The organism is Fibrobacter sp. UWT3 (assembly GCF_900230125.1).
GTDB lineage: Bacteria > Fibrobacterota > Fibrobacteria > Fibrobacterales > Fibrobacteraceae > Fibrobacter.
The window spans coordinates 694,218-712,419 of record NZ_OCSS01000002.1; the positions used below are offsets into that span (position 1 = coordinate 694,218).

Consider the following 18,202-nt stretch of genomic DNA (forward strand, 5'->3'; position numbering starts at 1 on the left):
CAGTGATTAGTGGTTTAGACTTGTAATTTCCCTAACCACTAACCACCAAACACTAACCACTGAGAAAATTATGCAATTCCGTCCCGTTAAGGAACAGCTTGATATTTTGATGCGCGGCGTTATCGATGTCGTGCCGCAAGAAGAACTCGAAAAGAAACTCCAGAAGTCCTACGATACCGGAGTCCCGCTCCGTATCAAGATGGGTGTTGATCCGACTGCCCCGGACGTTCACTTCGGCCACACGGTCGTGATGCGCAAGCTCCGCCAGTTCCAGGACCTGGGCCATACCGTCGTGCTCATCGTGGGTGACTACACTGCCCAGATTGGTGACCCGAGCGGTCGCAACAAGGCACGCCCGCGCCTCAGCCACGAGCAGGTGCTCGAGAACGCGAAGGAATACCAGGAACAGTTCTTCAAGGTCGTCCGCCGCGACCAGGTGGAAATCCACTACAACGGCGAATGGTTCTCCAAGCTCCCGTTCAGCAAGGTGACCGAACTCATGGGCCAGTTCACCGTGGCCCAGATGCTCGAACGCGAGGATTTCCACAACCGCTACACGGCCAATACGCCGATTAGCCTGCACGAGTTCATGTACCCGATGATGCAGGGCTACGATTCCGTGGCCATCAAGAGCGACGTGGAATTGGGCGGCACCGACCAGAAGTTCAACGTGCTTCGCGGTCGTGACTTGCAGATTTTCGAAGGTATGGAACCGCAGATTGGCCTCTTCATGCCTATCCTTCTCGGTACCGACGGCAAGGTCAAGATGAGTAAGTCCATCGGCAACTACGTGGGCCTGAACGAGCCCGCCGACGTGATGTACCACAAGATTTACAGCCTCGCCGACAGCATCGTCGAGAACTGGTTCGAACTCCTCACCAACATCCCGCTTGCAGAAATCAAGCAGATGATGGCCGATATCGCCGCGGGCAAGATGAACCCCAACGATGCGAAGCACCGCCTCGCCATCGATATCGTGACGCAGTACTACGGCGCAGAAGCCGCCGAGGCCGCCGCCGCGAAGGAACGCGAAATCCACAGCGGAAACGCCATCCCGAGCGATGCTGCCGAATGCAGCGTGGCGGCCGGCACCTACGGTGCCCTGGATCTGCTTGTGGAAATCAAGGCCTTTGCATCTAAGGGCGAAGCCCGCCGCATGATCCAGAACGGCGGCGTCAAGATTGCGGGCGAAAAGCTCGCTGACCCGCAGGCCTCGTTTGAAATCAAGGGCGGTGACCAGCTGGTTGTCCAGGTGGGCAAGCGCAAGTTCTACAAGGTGAATTTCTAGTACCATGCCGCAAGAAATCCTCATACTCGGTCTCAATCCCGCCTGGCAGCGTTTGTTCTTTTTGGACAAATTCACTCCGGGCGAGGTGCACCGCATAACGAACGTTGAAGAATACGCTTCGGGCAAGGGAATCAACTGCAGCCGCGTGTTGCAGAACCTGGGCGGAAAGCCCCTCCTGATGCACTTCCTCGGGTCCGACCACGGGTCCCGCATTTTCGACGAGATTTCCGGTTGCGGCATAAGCCAGGCCCCGATATGGATTAAGGAACCGACACGCACCTGCACGACTATCGCCTGCGGGGGCGAAGCGACGGAACTTATCGAGCCTTCTCCGGTACTTACCGATATCGAGAACAAGGATTTCGCGCAGACTCTTGGGGAATACTGGAACACGGCGCAGTGCGTTGCCCTCTGCGGGTCTTTCCCCGGGAACTTTAACGTTGAGTGCATCAACGATCTCGACTTTACGGGCAAGCGCGTGTTTGTCGATGCCATCGAGAATATCGACTCCTGGCTCGAGAAGGGCGTGGAACTGCTGAAGATCAACATGCACGAGTACAGCAAGTTGCTCGACCGCATGGAAATTCCGCAGGTGAAGTCGAGCCCGCAGTTCTGGAAAATGACCGCGACCGCAGTGCTCGAGCGCCTTCCCATCAAGAACCTCGTGGTAACCGACGAGGAATCGCCGGTACGCGCGTTCCGCCTGGTCGAAAAGAAGTTTCAGAGCGCGATAGTCACGCCTCCCGCAGTCGAGGTGCAGAACAGCGTGGGTGCGGGCGATTCGTTCTTTGCCGGCTGGCTTTATGCCGATAGCATGGGCCTCGAATTCGAGGAATGCCTCGTGAAGTCGACCGCCGTCGCTGTGGCCCGCTGTGAAGTCGACAAGCCCTGGATGCTTTCGCTTGAGCGCGTTGCCGAGCTGGAAGAAACTATCCGCGAAAGCCTCGAACAGCAGGAATAGGCAGGCCGGCATGAACGGGACGCTTGTCGTATTTGCCTCGAAGCAGGAATTCAACACGATTTTCCCGCAGATATCCGCTGTGGTGGCGTCCACTACGCCGCAATCCATAGACAACCGTTTCGATGTCGCCGTGTGCGGGGTGGGAATGCTCGACTTTTCGGCGAACCTCGCGTACCTCCTGGCGAAGAACCGCTACGAGCGCGTAATCCAGGTGGGCATCTGCGGGGCATATCCCAATCGCGGGATAGAAATTTGCGACGTGGTGCGTGTCGATACCGACGTTGTCGGCGATATGGGAATCCAGACACGTGAAGGCCATTTTGTCGCCTGGAAGGATGCTTCTGGTGAAGACGGCGTATATGCGGGCGAGTCGCCGCGATTCCTCACGATTGCGCTTGCGTCTATACGTTCCGTTGCCGGCGTCTCGGTGAACTGCTGTACCGGTACCAAGTACCTGGCGCTCCGTCGTGGCGGGCTCTTCAAGGCCGATGTCGAGAGTATGGAAGGCGCGGCATGCTTTGCCGTGTGCAGGCGCTTTGGCGTTCCTGCCTACCAGTTCCGTGCGGTAAGCAACATCGCGACCGACCGCGACATCTCTACCTGGAAGATTCCCGAAGCCCTCATGGCCCTCAAGGAACAGGTCCTAGACAACCTTTAACCCGCGATAAACATTCATCGGCCAGCGATAAACATCTTTCGTCCCGCGATAAACATTCTTCGCCCTGCAATAAACATCCCGCCCCCCACATCATCAATTATCCATCATCCATCATCAATCATCCATCATCAATTATCCATGCGTCTTTCTCTCGGCATTTCCACCTGTCCTAACGACACCTACATCTACGAGGCGCTTGTCGCCGGTCTCGAGAATTCCCCTTTTGAATGGGACGTGCATTTTGCCGACGTGCAGACATTGAACGAGATGATTATCGCGGGCAAACTCGACGTGGCCAAAGTGAGCGCGCAGGTTTACCCGAAAATTCGTGACAACTACGTATGCCTAGGGTGCGGCGGCGCCATCGGGTATGGCTGCGGCCCGCTCCTGCTTTCTTCTGTGTCCGGCGCCTTCGACCCTGCAAAAGAAACTGTACTCCCTGGAGCGAACACGACGGCCGCGCTCCTTTTCCGGTTCTGGTTTGCCCACGAGTTCGGCGTAAAGTCCGGCCGCCCGGGTGCGTGTGCGCCGCAGGTGCGCTATGCGCTTTTCAACGAGGTCTACTCCTCGCTGCTCAACAAGTCTGCGGTTCAGGGTGTAACCATTCATGAACATCGCTTCACCTGGAAACGTGACGGGCTTCACATGTTGCAGGACCTCGGCGCCTACTGGGAACAGGAAACGGGCTCGCCGATTCCGCTCGGGATTGCAGTCGCGCGCCGCTCGCTTTCGTACGAACTTGTCAGGAATATCGAGAAGGAGATTCGCGATAGCCTCTCGATGGCTCGGAAAAGGTCGGAACTTGTGACCCCGTTTATTCGTGAAAAAGCGCAAATTTCCGATGAAAAAGTCATCGAATCGCACATAAAAATGTTCGTGAACGACTTTTCCGAGAGCGTGGGCGAGGCGGGTCGGCGCGCGCTCGAGTCCCTTTGGGGTATCGCAGATTGTTGATAACCTGTTGATAACAACAAAAATCGTGTAATAATCCGTAAACGTAAAATTGTTTTTACAAAACTGCGAATTTTTGCGAAAAACTTTATTTATTTTCCAAAAAGCACTTTTTTTGGGAGTTCGCTTATGAGTTTAGTCAACGACCTCGATCTCGAAGTTGAAAACTTCAAACGTGAGTACGAAAAGTTCGAACGCGGCAACAATTCCGCTGGAACGCGTGCGCGCAAGGTTCTGCAGGATATCAAGAAGACCTGCCAGGAGATTCGCGTGTCCATCCAGGGGGCGAAGAAGGAGGAGGAAAAGTCCAACCTTTCCCCTGAGAATTGACGTTCAAGGCCTGCCTAACGGGCACTTTTTGCTTTTTTTAAGCGTTTTTTTGGGTTATTTCTCAAAAAGCGTTTGACTAGAGCCCGTTATGAAGGTATATTCCCATTCGGGTTTTGAATTTGTCGATTCGGCAAACCAAAAAACAAACGATTTTATGTGTTCTATGATTGGAGAAACGTAGCAGTATGACCCTAAAGAAACTGGTCTTAATTACGGCCGGGGCTTTGCTTCTTTCCGGAACCGCCATGGCAAGAATCATCAACGTGCCTGGCGAATTCCAGAAAATCGGTGACGCTCTCGGTAATGCCGATGCTGGCGATACCATCAAGGTAGCGCGCGGCACCTACAACGAAAACATCACTCTCGTGATGGGCGTGATCCTGAAAGGCGAAGATCCGCTGACAACAATCATCGATGGCGGCCGCAATGGTCCGACCGTCATGGGTACTTCGGGCGCAGAAATGTCGCACTTCACTGTGAGGAACGGTCTCGAAGGCATCCTCTGTGAAAACGCTGCCCCCTACATTCACCACTGCTACGTGATGGATAACCACGCTACGGGTATCGGTGCGTTCATCTCGCTGCCGCATCTCCGCAACAACGTGGTGTACGGCAACCGCTGGTCCGGCATCCTCGCTTGGGGTGCAAAGTCCCTCGATGCCTTCATCGAGCACAACGTCGTGCTCCGTAACGGCTATTCGGGCCTTGCCCTGAAGGGACCGACCAACGTGGTCGCCCGTAACAACATCTTCATGGAGAACCACTACTACGGTGTGTTCGCCGACCCGGCCGCCGGCCAGACGAAGGTGGAGTACAACAACATCTACAAGAACTACTACCCGTTCAACCACTTCATCAAGGTGAACCGCACCAACGTTTCCCTCGATCCGAAGTTCATGAACCACTCCCTCTCGAAGCCGAACTTCTACTGCCAGTCCACCTCGCCGATGCTCAAGCGCGGTAAGGGCAAGCTCGACATCGGTCTTACGACTGTCGAGGTTGTGAAGGAAGAAGAACAGGCCGAAGAAACCCGCAACCCGGATACCGATGCCGATGGCCTCTGCGATCCGTGGGTTTCCGAAGAAGGCGTTTCCGACAAGTATGCTTCTGTTTGCACCGGCATCGACAACTGCCCCGAAGAAGCCGAAGACTTCGACGGTTACCAGGATGACGATGGCTGCCCGGATGCCGACAACGACCGCGACGGTCTCTGCGACCCGTGGGTCGAAGCCAAGGGCTTGCTCGCAAACTTTGCTCATGTGTGCCAGGGTGTTGACCGCTGCCCCGAACAGGCTGAAACCCAGAACGGTTACAAGGACGACGACGGATGCCCGGACGAAGTCCCGCAGCCGCCGAAGAAGGTGTTCGTGCTTGAAGGCGTGAACTTCGAATCCGGCAAGGCGACCATCACTCAGGACTCTCACGTGTCCCTCATGAAGGTTGTCGACATCATGGAAACCTTCCAGGAAGCGACGTTCGAAATTGTGGGTCATACGGACAACGTTGGTTCCAAGGAAAAGAACAAGCAGCTCTCCGCCGACCGCGCCGCTGCAGTGAAGAACTTCCTTGTCGAAAATGGCATTAACGAATCCCGCATTGTTACAAGCGGTAAGGGCGACTCTCAGCCGGTTGCCTCTAACAAAACCCCCGAAGGGCGTGCGCAGAACCGTCGTATCGAGTTCATTCGCACGGATATCAAGTAAAGGAGTAGGTGATGATGCATACTAGTTTCATCAAGACATCGGTCCTCGGACTTACAGTGGCGGCCAGCTCCCTGTTTGCTGACGCTACCTACTCTCCGCACAAGTATCAGCAGAACGACTGGTTCGCAGAATTCGGCGGCAACACCGCCATGTACGTGAACCCGGCCAGCATTGCTGAAACGGAACAGTTGGAATTCAGCGCTGCGTTCTTCAGCTCCATCAGCGGCGAAGCAAGCCAGGAATACGTGAGCTTGACTTTCCCGATGGACTACAAGCACACGCTCGGCTTCTCGTTCTTCGAGAACGGCGCTTCTATCGACGGTGGCAAGTCCTACGGTGAATACGCGTTCATGTTCGGCTATGCCTACAACCTCTTCCAGTTGATCTCTCTCGGTGTGGACATCTCGGTGCTCTACATCAACCAGTTCGACGACGTGAAGCAGGTGACCTTCGGTTCTGACATCGGTATCAGTTGGAACCCGCTCGCTTCTTCCAAGCTCGGCTACCTCCTCGTGGGTGTCGCCTTGCAGAACGTGCTGCAGCCGGCCATCGCCACGAGCGACGACGCTCCGGCAGTGGTGCTCTTCACCGAAAGTGAAGCCTACAAGATTCCCGCGAACCTGAACTTCTCCTTGTTCTACCGCGGTCTTAACAGGAGCCTCGAAGCGAAGATCGAAGCATCCTTCATTGACATCATGCACGATGACGAGGAAGGCGGCGAAGGCTTCAACCTCGAGACCAGCTTCACCTTGACCTACTACCTCTCCCCGCACTTGGGCGTGCGTGGCCGTTTCACCAAGGAAGGTTACTTCGTTGCTGGTGCTACGGTGAACGTGAAGGACGTGAGCATCTTCCGTTACCTCCAGTTGGATTTGGAAATGTCTCATGACGACCTCTACGCCAAGAAGAACCGTGGTTTCATCTGGGCCGTGAAGATTACTTCTCGCTTCGGTGACACCCGCGAAGAGAAAATCGGTGAGGAACGTTACCGTCGCTTGAAGATCGAACCTGAAAACGACTACCGTGCCGCAATGCGCCTGTACTTGAACCGTCAGTTCCTCGAAGCTGCTTACGCCTTCGGTAAGGTCCAGACCAAGTACCCCGCATTCCACCTCGTTGACCAGGCTGCGTTCTACAAGGCAAAGTCTTTCGAAAACCTCCGCATGCACAAGGCTGCAAAGTCCGTGTACGAAGACGCTATCAAGCGCTATCCGCAGAGCGACCAGAAGGCCAAGTACCACTTCCAGTTGATGAACATCGACTATAAGGAAGGCAAGTACACCGAAGCCATGAGCAAGTACCAGAACATTGCCCAGAAGTTCGGTGAAAGCGACGTGAAGGCCGACGCCGACTACGTTGCCGGCCAGATCAAGTTCGAACAGGGCCTCTACCAGGAATCTGTCGACCTGCTCGCCGCCATCCTTCCGGGTAACGCGAACTACTTCTATGCCCGTTACACCATGGGTATCGCCTACAGCCGCCTCGGCAAGTTCGAAGAAGCTGAAAACTGCTTCCGCGACATTACCGAGCAGCAGTACTCCAACCAGTCCGAACAGGACCTCCAGGACGCTGCCCGCGTGAAGCTCGGCCACCTCTACTTCTCCGGCGAGAAGGCTGACATTGCCGCCGCCGCCCAGATGTATGGCCAGGTGCAGGCCGGTTCTCCGGTGTACGACGAAGCTATGCTCGGCATTGCATGGTCCTTCCTCAAGGTAAACAAGCCGGACGAAGCCATGAAGCCTGCCCAGTGGATCATTTCTAACCTTCCGGAATCCTTCCTCGTGTCCGAAGCCTACCTCGTCCAGGGTTACTGCTACTTCATGAAGAAGGACTACCAGAATGCTGCCAAGTCTCTCGAACAGGCTGAAGCCAAGACCGAGAAGCCGGCTGTGTCCGTGGCTGCCCGCGATAGCGCCCGCCAGGCATACGACGCTATGCAGAGCGAATTCGACTCCGTGCAGGTCCAGGCACTTGACCTCGCTCGCCAGCTGCCCACCCCGCGTGTGGAAAGCAAGCGTGAGGCTCTGCGCCCGACCTTCGACAAGGCCAACCAGGCTATCGAAGACTACGCCGCGTTCACCCAGAGGGCCATCCAGAGTGACCGCTTTGAATCCAACCGCAAGCGCATCCTCGAAGATGCGGGCTTCACTCTCGCTACTGTGAAGACCAAGATGGGCCAGGGCTCGACTTCTTCCGAAGCGGCTCAGGAACTCGAAGAATTGGAGGACCTGGAGTAATCCGGGGCCTTCCCTTTTTTATGATTATATAGGTGGATAGAGAACGATGAAAAAAATCATTCTTGTCGCTGCGATTGTTTGCTCCTTTATCGGAACTTCTTTCGCCGCATCGGATCCTTGTAAGGAAAAGACCAACGAAGCAAAGAAAATGCTTGCCAAGTGCAAGTCCATCGGGAAGGGCAAATCTGGTTATGAGCAGTGCGCCAGTTCCTATAAGGTAATCAAGAACCAGGCCGAACAGGCATGCCGTTCCGGCGGCCTCGACGAACAGGGCATGGTGAAGGCCATCGAGCAGTGGGAAAAGCTCGCCAAGGGCGAAACCTGTAAGGGCAAGAAGTCCGACCGCTGTGCCGGTGCTCTCCAGCAGCTGGGTCACTACCAGTTCATGCTCGAAGAAAAGCAGTTCCTGGATATCCAGGGCCAGTACGAAGAAGATGTCGCCTGGTGTGCCGACCGCGATAACAAGCCGGCCAAGTGTGCGAACATCGGCCAGTACCCGAAGGCCGACCACCAGAAGTCCCTCGGCTACTTCCTCGAGTACATCGACAAGTACCCGAAGGCTCCGAAGATTCCGGTGGTGCTCTACCAGGCCGCTGCCGTGCAGGAAGCTAGCGGCGAAGACGAAAAGGCGTTCAAGCTCCGCGATCGTCTCGTCAAGAACTTCCCGAACGACGGTCTCGTGCCGAAGGCATGGCTCCGTATTGCCGAATACCACTTCATGAACCGCAAGTTCCGTGACGCTATCGCCGCCTACAAGAAGGTGACCGGCTTCGAGAACCTCACCGGTAAGGAAGCGGCTCTCGCCATGTACCACTTGGCTGAATCCTACTACAACATCGCCGAATACGAAACGGCTGCTTACAAGTACTACGAATATATCATCGGTGCCGACAAGGGTAAATATCCTAACGACTTGCGCGCTGAAGCTATGGACTTCATGGCTGCCTCCTTCTCTGACCTTGAAGGTGGTGGTGTCGCCGAAGCTGAAGCCTTCCTCAAGGACAAGAAGGTGCCGTTCAAGGATTCCGTGTACTACCGCATTGGTATGAAGAACAAGGACCACGACCGTAACGAAGAAGCTGTCCAGTCCTTCAAGCGCTTGATGCAGATCAACCCGGACTACATCGACGCTCCGCTCGCCGATATTGCCATGATCGAGATCTTGCTCGTCCAGCAGAAGTTTGACCAGGCTCAGGAATACCGCTATGTCGTGGTGAAGCGCTACGACAAGAACTCCTCCTGGCGCAAGAAGAACGCCAAGTATAAGGAATCCGTCGCGAACGCTGACAAGGCTATCCGTGGCGCTATGCTCGAAATTCCGCACTACCATCACCAGCAGGCTGCCAAGATCACCAAGGAAGGTGATATCGAAGGCGGTAAGCGTCGCTATGCCGAAGCTATCAAGGCTTACGAGGCATTCCTGACCCGCTACAAGAACGAGCCGACTTGGGATGAATACACCGTGCATATCGACCTCGCTGCTGCTTACCAGGAAATGGGCCAGCATGCGAACGCCGCCAAGATGTTCAACTGGATTGTCGATACCGACACTACCCGTTATGGCCGTCGTGCCCTCGGTTCCGCTGCCCTCCTGAAGAAGGAAGAAGCCGCGTACAACGCCGTGCTCATGATGGACCAGGCCCGCGAAGCCGCTCTCAAGAGCAAGGCTAACGGCGATACGGTCAAGGCTTACGACCTCCCCGAAACGAAGGCTTACTTCGCCCAGGTGGACAAGTACATGCAGAAGTTTGGCCAGAACAAGGAAGCTGCCGAACTTTCCTACAACGCAGCCCTTGTCCATTACAATGCCAAGAAGTTTAAGACTGCGGTTACGGTTCTTCGCGAACTCCGCCAGAAGTACCCGAACCACCAGTACATCTTGCTCATCAGCCAGATGCTTGCCAAGTCCTTGCTTGAATCCAACCAGCTCGATGAGGCTCTCACCGAATTCGAATGGCTGTTGAAGCAGTACACGCAGGTGAAGGCCACCAAGAACGACTCGATGGCTAAGGAAACCGAAAAGGCTATCGCATTTGTGCTCTACCAGATGGCTGAAAAGGCTGTCAAGGAAGGCCAGTACGAGAAGGGTGCCAATGCTTACCTGGCTCTCGTGAAGCGTTACCCGAAGGTCGAGATTGCCGACAAGGCTATCTTCGAAGCCGCTGCCGCGTTCGAAAACGCGAACCAGTACAACAAGGCTGCCGAAACCTTCATGATTCTCCCGAAGCAGTACGCAAGTTCTCCGCTCACTATCAAGGGCGTGCTCCGTGCCGCATCCGCATACAAGAAGGACAACAAGCCGCAGATGGCTGCGACCACGTTCCTCTTCATCACGAACAACTTCCCGCAGGATTCCATGGCGTTCCAGGCAATCGGCTTTGCTGCCGCCGTGTATGACTCCATCCCGGATAAGAAGAACGCTGCTGTTACCTACGAACTTGCCTACAAGCGCTACCCGAAGAACGAGAAGACCCCGAGCTTCCTGTACAGCGCCTGCTTGAGCTACGACGAAGCGAAGATGACCGACGAAGCCATCCGCTGCTCCAAGGACCTCGTTCGCGACTACCCGAAGAGCACCTACGCTCTTGACGCCGCGTTCTCCATCCCGATGGCTTACGCTAACGCCAAGAAGTGGGACCTTGCCGCCTCCGAATACCACAACTTCCTCAAGATGTACCAGGAAGACAAGGAAAAGCTGATTGCCGCCTACATCGGTGCAGCCCGTGCCTACATGGAACTGAAGGAAGAAGACAAGGCTATCGAAGACTACCGCAAGACTCTCGAAGCTTACGACAAGTACGGTTTGCAGATCAAGAACGCCGACCCGGGTATCCCGGCCGAAGCCGCCTTCTACATGGGTGAACACGAGTTCCACAAGATGGACCCGATTGTGCTGAAGGGTAAGGAAAAGGACAAGGCCAAGACCATCAAGACCTTGGTGGAAATGCTCCAGAAGGCTATGGGTCACTACTCCAAGTCTGCTGCCTACGCTTCTGAAAAGTGGACCTTCCGCGCCACGAACAAGATGGGTATGCTCTTCGTGACCATGGCCGCCAAGATCCGCGAACAGGAAATGAACGCGAAGAAGGAAGAAGAGAAGTTTGCCGAACGTATTACCATCGTGCAGCAGCTGCCGAGCTACTACGAACAGGCTCGCCCGATCTTCCAGAAGAACATCGACCTTGCCCGCGACCAGGGTTTCTACAACAAGGACGTGATCGAGGCTGAAGAAGGCTATATCGAGATGTTCTACCAGGGCTGCGCCGTGTTCGTCGAGGTTGCCGATGCATTCGCTAACGCACCGCTTCCGGACTCTGCCGCCATCGTTCAGGAATACATCTACGAAGAGATGGTGAAGGCCGACGCTATCGAAGCCGCTCACGAAGACCTCGAGGCCTACCGTGAAGAGCTCCAGAACAAGTCGAACGCCGCAAAGGAACTCGCCGTTCCGCAGTGCGCTACCGGTATCAAGGCTTCTGCCCACTATGGTATCGACAACCAGTGGACCGCGAAGTTGTTCGAAACGTTGAAGTCTCTCGACGAAGCGAACGAAGTTCTCGCCACGAAGATCGAAAAGTTTGACCCGTCGACTCTGTTCTCTGACCCGAGCTACTTCAAGACGAAGGCCCGTATCGAACAGATCTCGAAGTCCGAAGTCATGACTCCGGAAGAAAGGATCAATACCTTCCGCGAAATCATCAAGGATGCCAAGGCTGAAAACGAAAAGTTGAAGGCCGAACTTGAGGAACTCAAGAAGCAGCTGATGGGTGCTCCGGCCCCGTCTGCCGAGCCGGAACCGTCCATGGACGAACCTGCTGCTGCTGAAGAGGCTGCCCCTGCTCCGGCACCTGCCAAGAAGAAGGCTGGTAAGAAGAAGGGCAAGAAGAAGTAGCGGTAAAAACTATTTTACGGGGACCTTGTTCATAGGTTCCCCGTATTTTTAGGGCTTTAGGCGGGTTTCTGACGCGGTAAATAAAGTTTTACTCCGTTGACCCTCCAAAAACGCCCAAAAAAAAATAAATATGAACAAAGATTTCAAAAACAAACACAAAAACAACACTCGAAAGGAGTAATCTAAAATGTCTAAAATGCTTCAATCCTTCAGCCCTGAATCCGATGGTTGGCAGTTCATGTGGATCATCCTGGCCGTGTTCATCATCGGTCTCGGCATCTCCATCGAACGTATCATCTACATCCTGGTGAAGAGCTCCAAGGGCCGTGCCAAGTTCCTCGCTGATTTCGGTAAGCTCATCAGCTCTCAGCAGTATGACCAGGCTCTGAGCCTCGCCAACGCTACCAACCTCCCGGTTGCCCGTATCATGTCTGCTATCGTTGCCAACCGCGCCGGTGGCCGCGAAGGCATGCAGGCTGCTTGCGATGCAGTGTTCCTGACTGAAGCTCCGCGTCTTACTCGTTACATCTCCCTTATTTCTGTGATGGCTTCCATCTCTACGTTGCTCGGACTTATGGGTACGATTTACGGTCTGATCTACACCTTCGACGCTGTGGCTAACAAACCCGCTTCTGAACGTGCCAAGGCTCTTTCCGACGGTATCGCTATCGCTATGGGTACGACGCTTGAAGGACTTCTCTCCGCAGTGCCTCTCCTGGTCATTGTGGGCTTCCTCAACATGAACTCCGAACGCCTCATCCAGGAAATGGAAGAAAAGGGCCTCAAGATTATCAACTCTCTCGTCTAATTTTCTTTGAGAGTTAAGTCTTTTAACGGAGTTTTAAAAAATGGCAAAAGAAATCAAGAAACCAGCAAAGCCTGAAGAACCGGACCTGTTGCCGGCGATGGGCTTGTTCACGATTCTGATTCCTATGCTTCTCTCCATGGCTGCTTTCTCCAAGCTGGCAATTGTTCAGGTGAACCTGCCCGAGCGCAGTATGATCAACCCGAACGATGAAACACCTCCGCCGGATGAGCAGGCATTGAACTTGAGCCTCGCGATTACCAACGAATATCTCGTGATTGGTGCTCGTGGTGGTTTCCAGCCGAACGTCTATTTCAAGGAAATGTGGACGTTCCGCTGCAAGTCCGATGCTAAGCTGATTACCCATGCCGTCGAAGATGTCAAGGCCGCAGTTGAAGCCGGACATGGTCCGAAGTGCAAGGACGGTAGCGAGATGGATAAAGAGAAGTATCTCTACGAAATCGAAGCTATCGAACTCTGGGCTATCCAGAAAGAATCTGAAGAGGATCCGGGTCGCGTGATCTGGGCGCTCTACACCAACGGGGGTACTCCCGAAGAACCTGTTGCCGACAGTGCTTATGTTGACGGCAACAACAACTTCCTCGCTCTCCCGGGTGAAGGCGCTATGGGCCTGACTCCGCCGCCGGCTCTCAAGAAGCCCGCTGCAGGTACGGCTCTCGCAACCCTTACCCCGAACTCTGCTCGCACGCTCAAACCGGACGTTGCGGCGAAGAACCTCATTCATCCGCTTTCCGCATACGATCTCATCGCAAAGGATCTGATCGCAATCCATACGCAGTTCATCGACCTGGAAGACGTCGACAACATCATCATCGTGGCTAACGACGATACGCAGTTCGACAAGATCATCCAGCTCATGGACCGTTCTAAGGAAGCGGGCTTCAGCAAGATCAACCTTGCAAAGTTGGGAGGTTAATCATGGCTAGAAGAACTCGTAAATACGCTGACGACGTCCCGTTCTCGATTACCTCGATGATGGACATGATGACCATCATCCTGGTGTTCATGATCAAGAACATGGACGCTGAAGGTCAGCTTTTGACCCAGGCCGAAAACCTGATCCTTCCGGTCTCCACGTCCAAGGTCCAGCCGACAGAAGTCTCTCTGACGGTCGTGATCGATAAGGAGTACGTGGTGGTCGACAATGAGAAAGTCGTGCCGACTCCGGACGTGCTTGCTCAGGAAGATCTCTGTGTTCAGCCTGTTCTTACTACCCTTTACGGGAAACGTAAGGCCGAAGTGGACCAGCACTTGCGTCAGGGCCAGCCTGCCGACGAAGCCGGTAGCGTTGTTGTCCAGATTGACAAGAGCATCCCCTACGACGCCATGTATAAGGTGATGGCTACCTGCGGTATCGCTGGCGTGCCGTCCTGCACTTCTTCCGAAGGCGAAACTGGCTACGAGAAGATGAGCGGCTATACGAACGTTTCCTTTGCCGTTCTCGAAAAGAACGGAGGGGAGGAATAATCTATGGCTAAGAAAAATACTCCTGTAGATCCGTTAGTTGCGGCTCTTATGCCTGAATCCGACAAGAAGATGGCCACCATCGCTGGTGCGTCTGTGCTTGTCGCTCTTGCCCTTTCTTTCTGGGCCTCCATGTACGAAGTGGTCGTCGATGAAGTTATCTTCGACTCTTCTGAAGGCCCCGACCTGACCGCCCAGATGTCTATGGACGAGAAGAAGGAAGAAAAGAAGGAAGAGAAGAAGAAGGAAGAGCCCAAGAAGCCCCGCAAGAAGGCGGGTGGTGGTGGCAAGCCCCGTGGTAAGGGCCAGCCGAACGCTCCGCAGACTCGCGGCGTGCTCAAGCTCCTCACTGCTCAGACCAAGACTGCTAGTGCTGCTGCCTACGACCTTATGAAGAACCAGAAGTTCACCAAGGACATCGATAAGGTTCTTAAGGACGTGGCTGGCCTCCAGACGACGGGTAAGACCGTTCTCGGTGGCCGTCGCGGTAAGGCTGACGGTGGCTTCAACGAAGGCTACGCTGAAGGCGGTGCCGGTGGTATCGGCGACGGCCTCGCAGGCCTCTTCGGCGGTGGCGGTGGCGGTATTGCTACCAAGGCCAAGGGTAACATCAAGACCCCGTCTGCCCGTGACATTGACATGGGTGCAGGTGGTGGCTCTCGTTCCGCAGCGGACATCATGAAGGTCGTCCGTCAGCGTACCCCGGGTCTGCGCCACATCTACAACAAGTTCCTGAAGAAGAAACCGGGATTCCAGGGTAAGGTTACCCTGAAGTTCACGATCGCTCCGGGTGGCGAAGTTATCAGCATTTCCATTGCGTCTTCCACCACTGGTTACGGCGAATTCGATGCTCAGATCAAGGGCGCCGTCTCCAACTGGACGTTCAGCAAGGTTAAGTCCGGTAACACCACCGTTACGATTCCGTTCACCTTCTCCGAATAACGGAAAACCTGTTGAAAAAAGGCCACGCTCAAAAAGCGTGGTCTTTTTTTATTTTTCTATTGCGTTTTTCTTTAATTTAATCTAACTTTATATCAGAATTTTTAATAGGAGTCCTCAAATGAAGTTGAGATCAGCAATTGCCGTTGGCGCTGCTTTTGGAATCCTCGGGGTAGGTTCTGCATTCGCTACCTTCGCTCGCGTCGAATCCATGGGCAAGAACACGACCTACATCATGGATGATGTGAGTATTTTCGACAACCCTGCAAACATCAATCTCTACCCGAACTACTTGATCGGTGAGTTCGGACCTTACACGCAGGATGTCGATACGGGTAAGAACCAGGACCCGATGCACCCGAACTTCGGCGGTATCTTCTCGCTCTCCCTCGGTGACGAGAACAATCCGGATCCGCGTCTTTCCATTGGTGGTCTCTTCGGCCGCATCAACGAGGAACTCGCACGCTACCTGCCGAACCGCGTGATTGCTGAAAATGGCCGCGACATCTCTAACGTTCCCGAAACCGTTACGAACTTCGACGGCTTCCTCGGGTTCACGCTCTCTAACGGCGACGCTCTCGGCTTGCACATCTACATTGCACACCAGGACGGTGGCTACGAGACCCCGAGTGGCATCTACCAGGTCGATGACAATGCATACGCTTCCATCGTGCAGGCTGATGCAGGCTTGAACATGCAGTTCGGTGCGAACATCGACTTCGAGTTCACGTTCGCTCTCGCTCGCATCCAGTTCGGCCCTGACCACAAGAACTTCTTCGATGATGGCGACTTCAGCTTCCTTGCTAAGTCCCGCGCCTTCTTCACCCTCGAGGCAATCGACGGCGAACTGGTACCCGCGGTTTCCGCTAAGTTCATCGAAGCTCCGGGCATCGACAACAAGCGTGCCCAGGTCGGCCTCGGCATCAACGTCGCTCTCGACCGCGGCTTCTTCTGGTTGGGTCTCGACTTCATCTGGGACAAGCTCGAGGCTCATGACTGGAGCATTGACTACACCACTGGCGAGAGGGTCTACAATTCCTACGACAACGACGATCCGGCTTGGGATGAACGTCGCGACATCGGCGGCATGATCAGCTTCGGTATCGAACGCAACATCTGGTGGGACTGGTTCGTAATCCGCGTCGGCGGTCAGAAGTCCATCCTCTACACCGACTGCGACCAGAACGAAAAGAACAAGGGCCGTTCGGGCATCTGCACCGACAGCGGCAACTTCTTCAGCACGAACCCGCTTGCTAACGGCACTGCCGACGACCACGTGGGCTTCGGCTTCGGTATCAACATCGAAGAAAAGCTGAAGATCGACGTGACTGTCGCCGAAGACCTGCTGTTCCGCAACCCGTTCCAGGGCGAAGGCCGCATCTTCTCGAGAATCTCTGCTACCTACTCCTTCTAGTAGGCAAGGACTGGCTATTGAGGAATGCTCTCCAACCGGAGGGCATTTCTTTTTTTTTGTTGCGATGATAACTATTTTTCCAACCATGAAATACTTGCTTATTTTGCTTACGGCGATTGTCTTGTTAGGTTGTTCTGAAAGGACGGAACGTATTGAGAATAAATTAAACGCGTATGTCCAGGAAGACCTCAAGTTTATTGTGGCTCAGACCATCCATGCATCGGGTGACCGTAGCGGAATCCTCGATACGCCCTACTACCGCGTGAAGGACTTCAGGCTGTTTGCGGGCGACACTGCCGCCATCTATTCGGCGTATGCCGAGGTGGACTTCTTCATTTATCAGGACATCAACATGCACGAGAAGCGCAAGTACCGCTACGACGCCCATGCGCGCCAGTGGGACCGCTATTACAAGGCGCTCAAATTCGGGCAGGATTCCTTGGATCGCAAGGAAAAGCAGAAATAAAAGTTTTATATTTTCGCTTGTAAGGATTCACCTTTTCAAAGGACCATATTTTGTTCGGACTCTTCTCCTGTGATATCGGTATCGACTTGGGTACGGCGAACACTCTCGTTCACGTGGCAGGCCAGGGCATTGTCATTAACGAACCTACGGTGATTGCCGTGGACAGCAAGAACAATCGCGTGTCGGCGATTGGTTTCGAAGCGAAAAAGATGCTCGGCAGGACCCCGGGCGAGACGCGTGCCGTGCGCCCCATGCGCGATGGCGTGATTGCGGATTTTGAACTGGTCGAAACACTCCTCCAGACCTTCATTAAGCGCGTGCAGAAGTACCCGCTATGGATTGTCAGACCCCGCGTTGTTGTGGGTGTGCCGAGCGGCATTACCGAAGTGGAAACCCGCGCCGTTATCGATGCCGCCAAGCAGGCTGGTGCGAAGGAAGTCCACCTGGTTCACGAACCGATGGCTGCCGCTGTCGGTATGGGCATCCCTGTGGAAGACCCTGTGGGTAACATGATTGTGGATATCGGTGGCGGTACTTCCGATATCGCGGTGATTGCCTTGAACCACACCGTCTGTAGCGCGTCTGTGCGCGTGGGCGGCGACGAGATGGATGAAGCCATTGTTCGTTACCTCCGCACGATGTATAACCTCCACGTGGGCGAAAGCACTGCCGAACAGATCAAGATCCAGATTGGTTCTGCAAGCCCGCTCGAGGAAGAACTGACCATGGAGGTCAAGGGTCACGACTTTATTGCCGGCATGCCGCGCACGATGACGATTTCGAGCACGGAAATCCGCGAGGCCTTGAACGAACCCGTGACTGCGATTATCGAGGCTGTGAAGCAGGCTCTGAGCATTACGCTCGCCGAACTTTCTGCCGACATTTACGACAAGGGTATCATCATGACTGGCGGTGGCTCTCTGCTCCGCGGTTTCGATGAACGTATCCGCAAGGAAACGGGACTCTCGGTGAATGTGATTGACGAAGCGCTCACCTGCGTTTGCAAGGGTGCCGCTCGCATTCTCGAGGACCTCGACAAGTATCGCCCCGTGTTGGTAGCATCTTCCAATTAA

The 18,202-nt window shown here is 54.5% G+C and carries 15 protein-coding genes; all 15 read left to right on the top strand.

What is annotated here, in order from left to right; all coding sequences use genetic code 11:
- Positions 1-70 precede the first annotated feature (70 nt).
- The 15 genes from tyrS to CRO08_RS10750 all read left to right on the top strand — a co-directional run bounded on the left by tyrS (position 71) and on the right by CRO08_RS10750 (position 18,202).
- Positions 71-1,288 (top strand): tyrosine--tRNA ligase, encoded by a 1,218-nt coding sequence (tyrS, locus tag CRO08_RS10680; RefSeq protein WP_097036178.1) that lies wholly within the window; start codon positions 71-73, stop codon positions 1,286-1,288.
- A 4-nt stretch (positions 1,289-1,292) separates the two neighbouring features.
- On the top strand, positions 1,293-2,249 hold the full coding sequence (locus CRO08_RS10685) for a 1-phosphofructokinase family hexose kinase (RefSeq protein ID WP_097036179.1): 957 nt from the start codon (positions 1,293-1,295) through the stop codon (positions 2,247-2,249).
- A gap of 10 nt (positions 2,250-2,259) precedes the next feature.
- On the top strand, positions 2,260-2,907 hold the full coding sequence (gene mqnB / locus CRO08_RS10690) for a futalosine hydrolase (protein ID WP_097036180.1): 648 nt from the start codon (positions 2,260-2,262) through the stop codon (positions 2,905-2,907).
- A gap of 138 nt (positions 2,908-3,045) precedes the next feature.
- Entirely contained in the window at positions 3,046-3,861 is an 816-nt protein-coding gene (locus CRO08_RS10695; protein WP_097036181.1) for a 1,4-dihydroxy-6-naphthoate synthase, read from the top strand.
- A gap of 126 nt (positions 3,862-3,987) precedes the next feature.
- A complete protein-coding gene (locus CRO08_RS10700; protein ID WP_097036182.1) occupies positions 3,988-4,188 on the top strand; it encodes a hypothetical protein in 201 nt (66 codons plus the stop codon).
- Between the two features lie 245 nt (positions 4,189-4,433).
- Positions 4,434-5,891, top strand: a complete 1,458-nt coding sequence (locus CRO08_RS10705) for an OmpA family protein (protein ID WP_255252330.1) — start codon at positions 4,434-4,436, stop codon at positions 5,889-5,891.
- 11 nt (positions 5,892-5,902) lie between these two features.
- On the top strand, positions 5,903-8,128 hold the full coding sequence (locus tag CRO08_RS10710) for a tetratricopeptide repeat protein (protein ID WP_097036184.1): 2,226 nt from the start codon (positions 5,903-5,905) through the stop codon (positions 8,126-8,128).
- A 46-nt stretch (positions 8,129-8,174) separates the two neighbouring features.
- Positions 8,175-12,020, top strand: coding sequence for a tetratricopeptide repeat protein (locus tag CRO08_RS10715; protein WP_141398335.1), 3,846 nt, complete (start codon positions 8,175-8,177; stop codon positions 12,018-12,020).
- Between the two features lie 187 nt (positions 12,021-12,207).
- On the top strand, positions 12,208-12,828 hold the full coding sequence (locus CRO08_RS10720) for a MotA/TolQ/ExbB proton channel family protein (protein WP_072807802.1): 621 nt from the start codon (positions 12,208-12,210) through the stop codon (positions 12,826-12,828).
- Positions 12,829-12,868: 40 nt separating this feature from the next.
- Positions 12,869-13,762 (top strand): biopolymer transporter ExbD, encoded by an 894-nt coding sequence (locus CRO08_RS10725; RefSeq protein WP_097036185.1) that lies wholly within the window; start codon positions 12,869-12,871, stop codon positions 13,760-13,762.
- A gap of 2 nt (positions 13,763-13,764) precedes the next feature.
- The gene (locus CRO08_RS10730; protein ID WP_088637637.1) at positions 13,765-14,313 is read left to right on the top strand and encodes a biopolymer transporter ExbD; all 549 of its coding nucleotides are present in this window, start codon (positions 13,765-13,767) and stop codon (positions 14,311-14,313) included.
- Between the two features lie 3 nt (positions 14,314-14,316).
- A complete protein-coding gene (locus tag CRO08_RS10735; RefSeq protein ID WP_097036186.1) occupies positions 14,317-15,252 on the top strand; it encodes an AgmX/PglI C-terminal domain-containing protein in 936 nt (311 codons plus the stop codon).
- 118 nt (positions 15,253-15,370) lie between these two features.
- A complete protein-coding gene (locus tag CRO08_RS10740) occupies positions 15,371-16,663 on the top strand; it encodes a hypothetical protein (RefSeq protein WP_097036187.1) in 1,293 nt (430 codons plus the stop codon).
- Between the two features lie 85 nt (positions 16,664-16,748).
- A complete protein-coding gene (locus CRO08_RS10745) occupies positions 16,749-17,129 on the top strand; it encodes a hypothetical protein (protein ID WP_072808000.1) in 381 nt (126 codons plus the stop codon).
- Positions 17,130-17,179: 50 nt separating this feature from the next.
- On the top strand, positions 17,180-18,202 hold the full coding sequence (locus CRO08_RS10750) for a rod shape-determining protein (RefSeq protein ID WP_072807807.1): 1,023 nt from the start codon (positions 17,180-17,182) through the stop codon (positions 18,200-18,202).

What these genes read in the sequence shown, in the direction of transcription:
- CRO08_RS10700 (WP_097036182.1), top strand. Translation starts at nt 3,988, where the DNA reads ATGAGTTTAGTCAACGACCTCGATCTCGAAGTTGAAAACTTCAAACGT.
- mqnB (WP_097036180.1), top strand. Translation starts at nt 2,260, where the DNA reads ATGAACGGGACGCTTGTCGTATTTGCCTCGAAGCAGGAATTCAACACG.
- CRO08_RS10685 (WP_097036179.1), top strand. Translation starts at nt 1,293, where the DNA reads ATGCCGCAAGAAATCCTCATACTCGGTCTCAATCCCGCCTGGCAGCGT.
- CRO08_RS10715 (WP_141398335.1), top strand. Translation starts at nt 8,175, where the DNA reads ATGAAAAAAATCATTCTTGTCGCTGCGATTGTTTGCTCCTTTATCGGA.
- CRO08_RS10745 (WP_072808000.1), top strand. Translation starts at nt 16,749, where the DNA reads ATGAAATACTTGCTTATTTTGCTTACGGCGATTGTCTTGTTAGGTTGT.
- CRO08_RS10705 (WP_255252330.1), top strand. Translation starts at nt 4,434, where the DNA reads ATGGCAAGAATCATCAACGTGCCTGGCGAATTCCAGAAAATCGGTGAC.
- CRO08_RS10720 (WP_072807802.1), top strand. Translation starts at nt 12,208, where the DNA reads ATGTCTAAAATGCTTCAATCCTTCAGCCCTGAATCCGATGGTTGGCAG.
- CRO08_RS10725 (WP_097036185.1), top strand. Translation starts at nt 12,869, where the DNA reads ATGGCAAAAGAAATCAAGAAACCAGCAAAGCCTGAAGAACCGGACCTG.
- CRO08_RS10710 (WP_097036184.1), top strand. Translation starts at nt 5,903, where the DNA reads ATGATGCATACTAGTTTCATCAAGACATCGGTCCTCGGACTTACAGTG.
- CRO08_RS10730 (WP_088637637.1), top strand. Translation starts at nt 13,765, where the DNA reads ATGGCTAGAAGAACTCGTAAATACGCTGACGACGTCCCGTTCTCGATT.
- CRO08_RS10695 (WP_097036181.1), top strand. Translation starts at nt 3,046, where the DNA reads ATGCGTCTTTCTCTCGGCATTTCCACCTGTCCTAACGACACCTACATC.
- tyrS (WP_097036178.1), top strand. Translation starts at nt 71, where the DNA reads ATGCAATTCCGTCCCGTTAAGGAACAGCTTGATATTTTGATGCGCGGC.
- CRO08_RS10740 (WP_097036187.1), top strand. Translation starts at nt 15,371, where the DNA reads ATGAAGTTGAGATCAGCAATTGCCGTTGGCGCTGCTTTTGGAATCCTC.
- CRO08_RS10735 (WP_097036186.1), top strand. Translation starts at nt 14,317, where the DNA reads ATGGCTAAGAAAAATACTCCTGTAGATCCGTTAGTTGCGGCTCTTATG.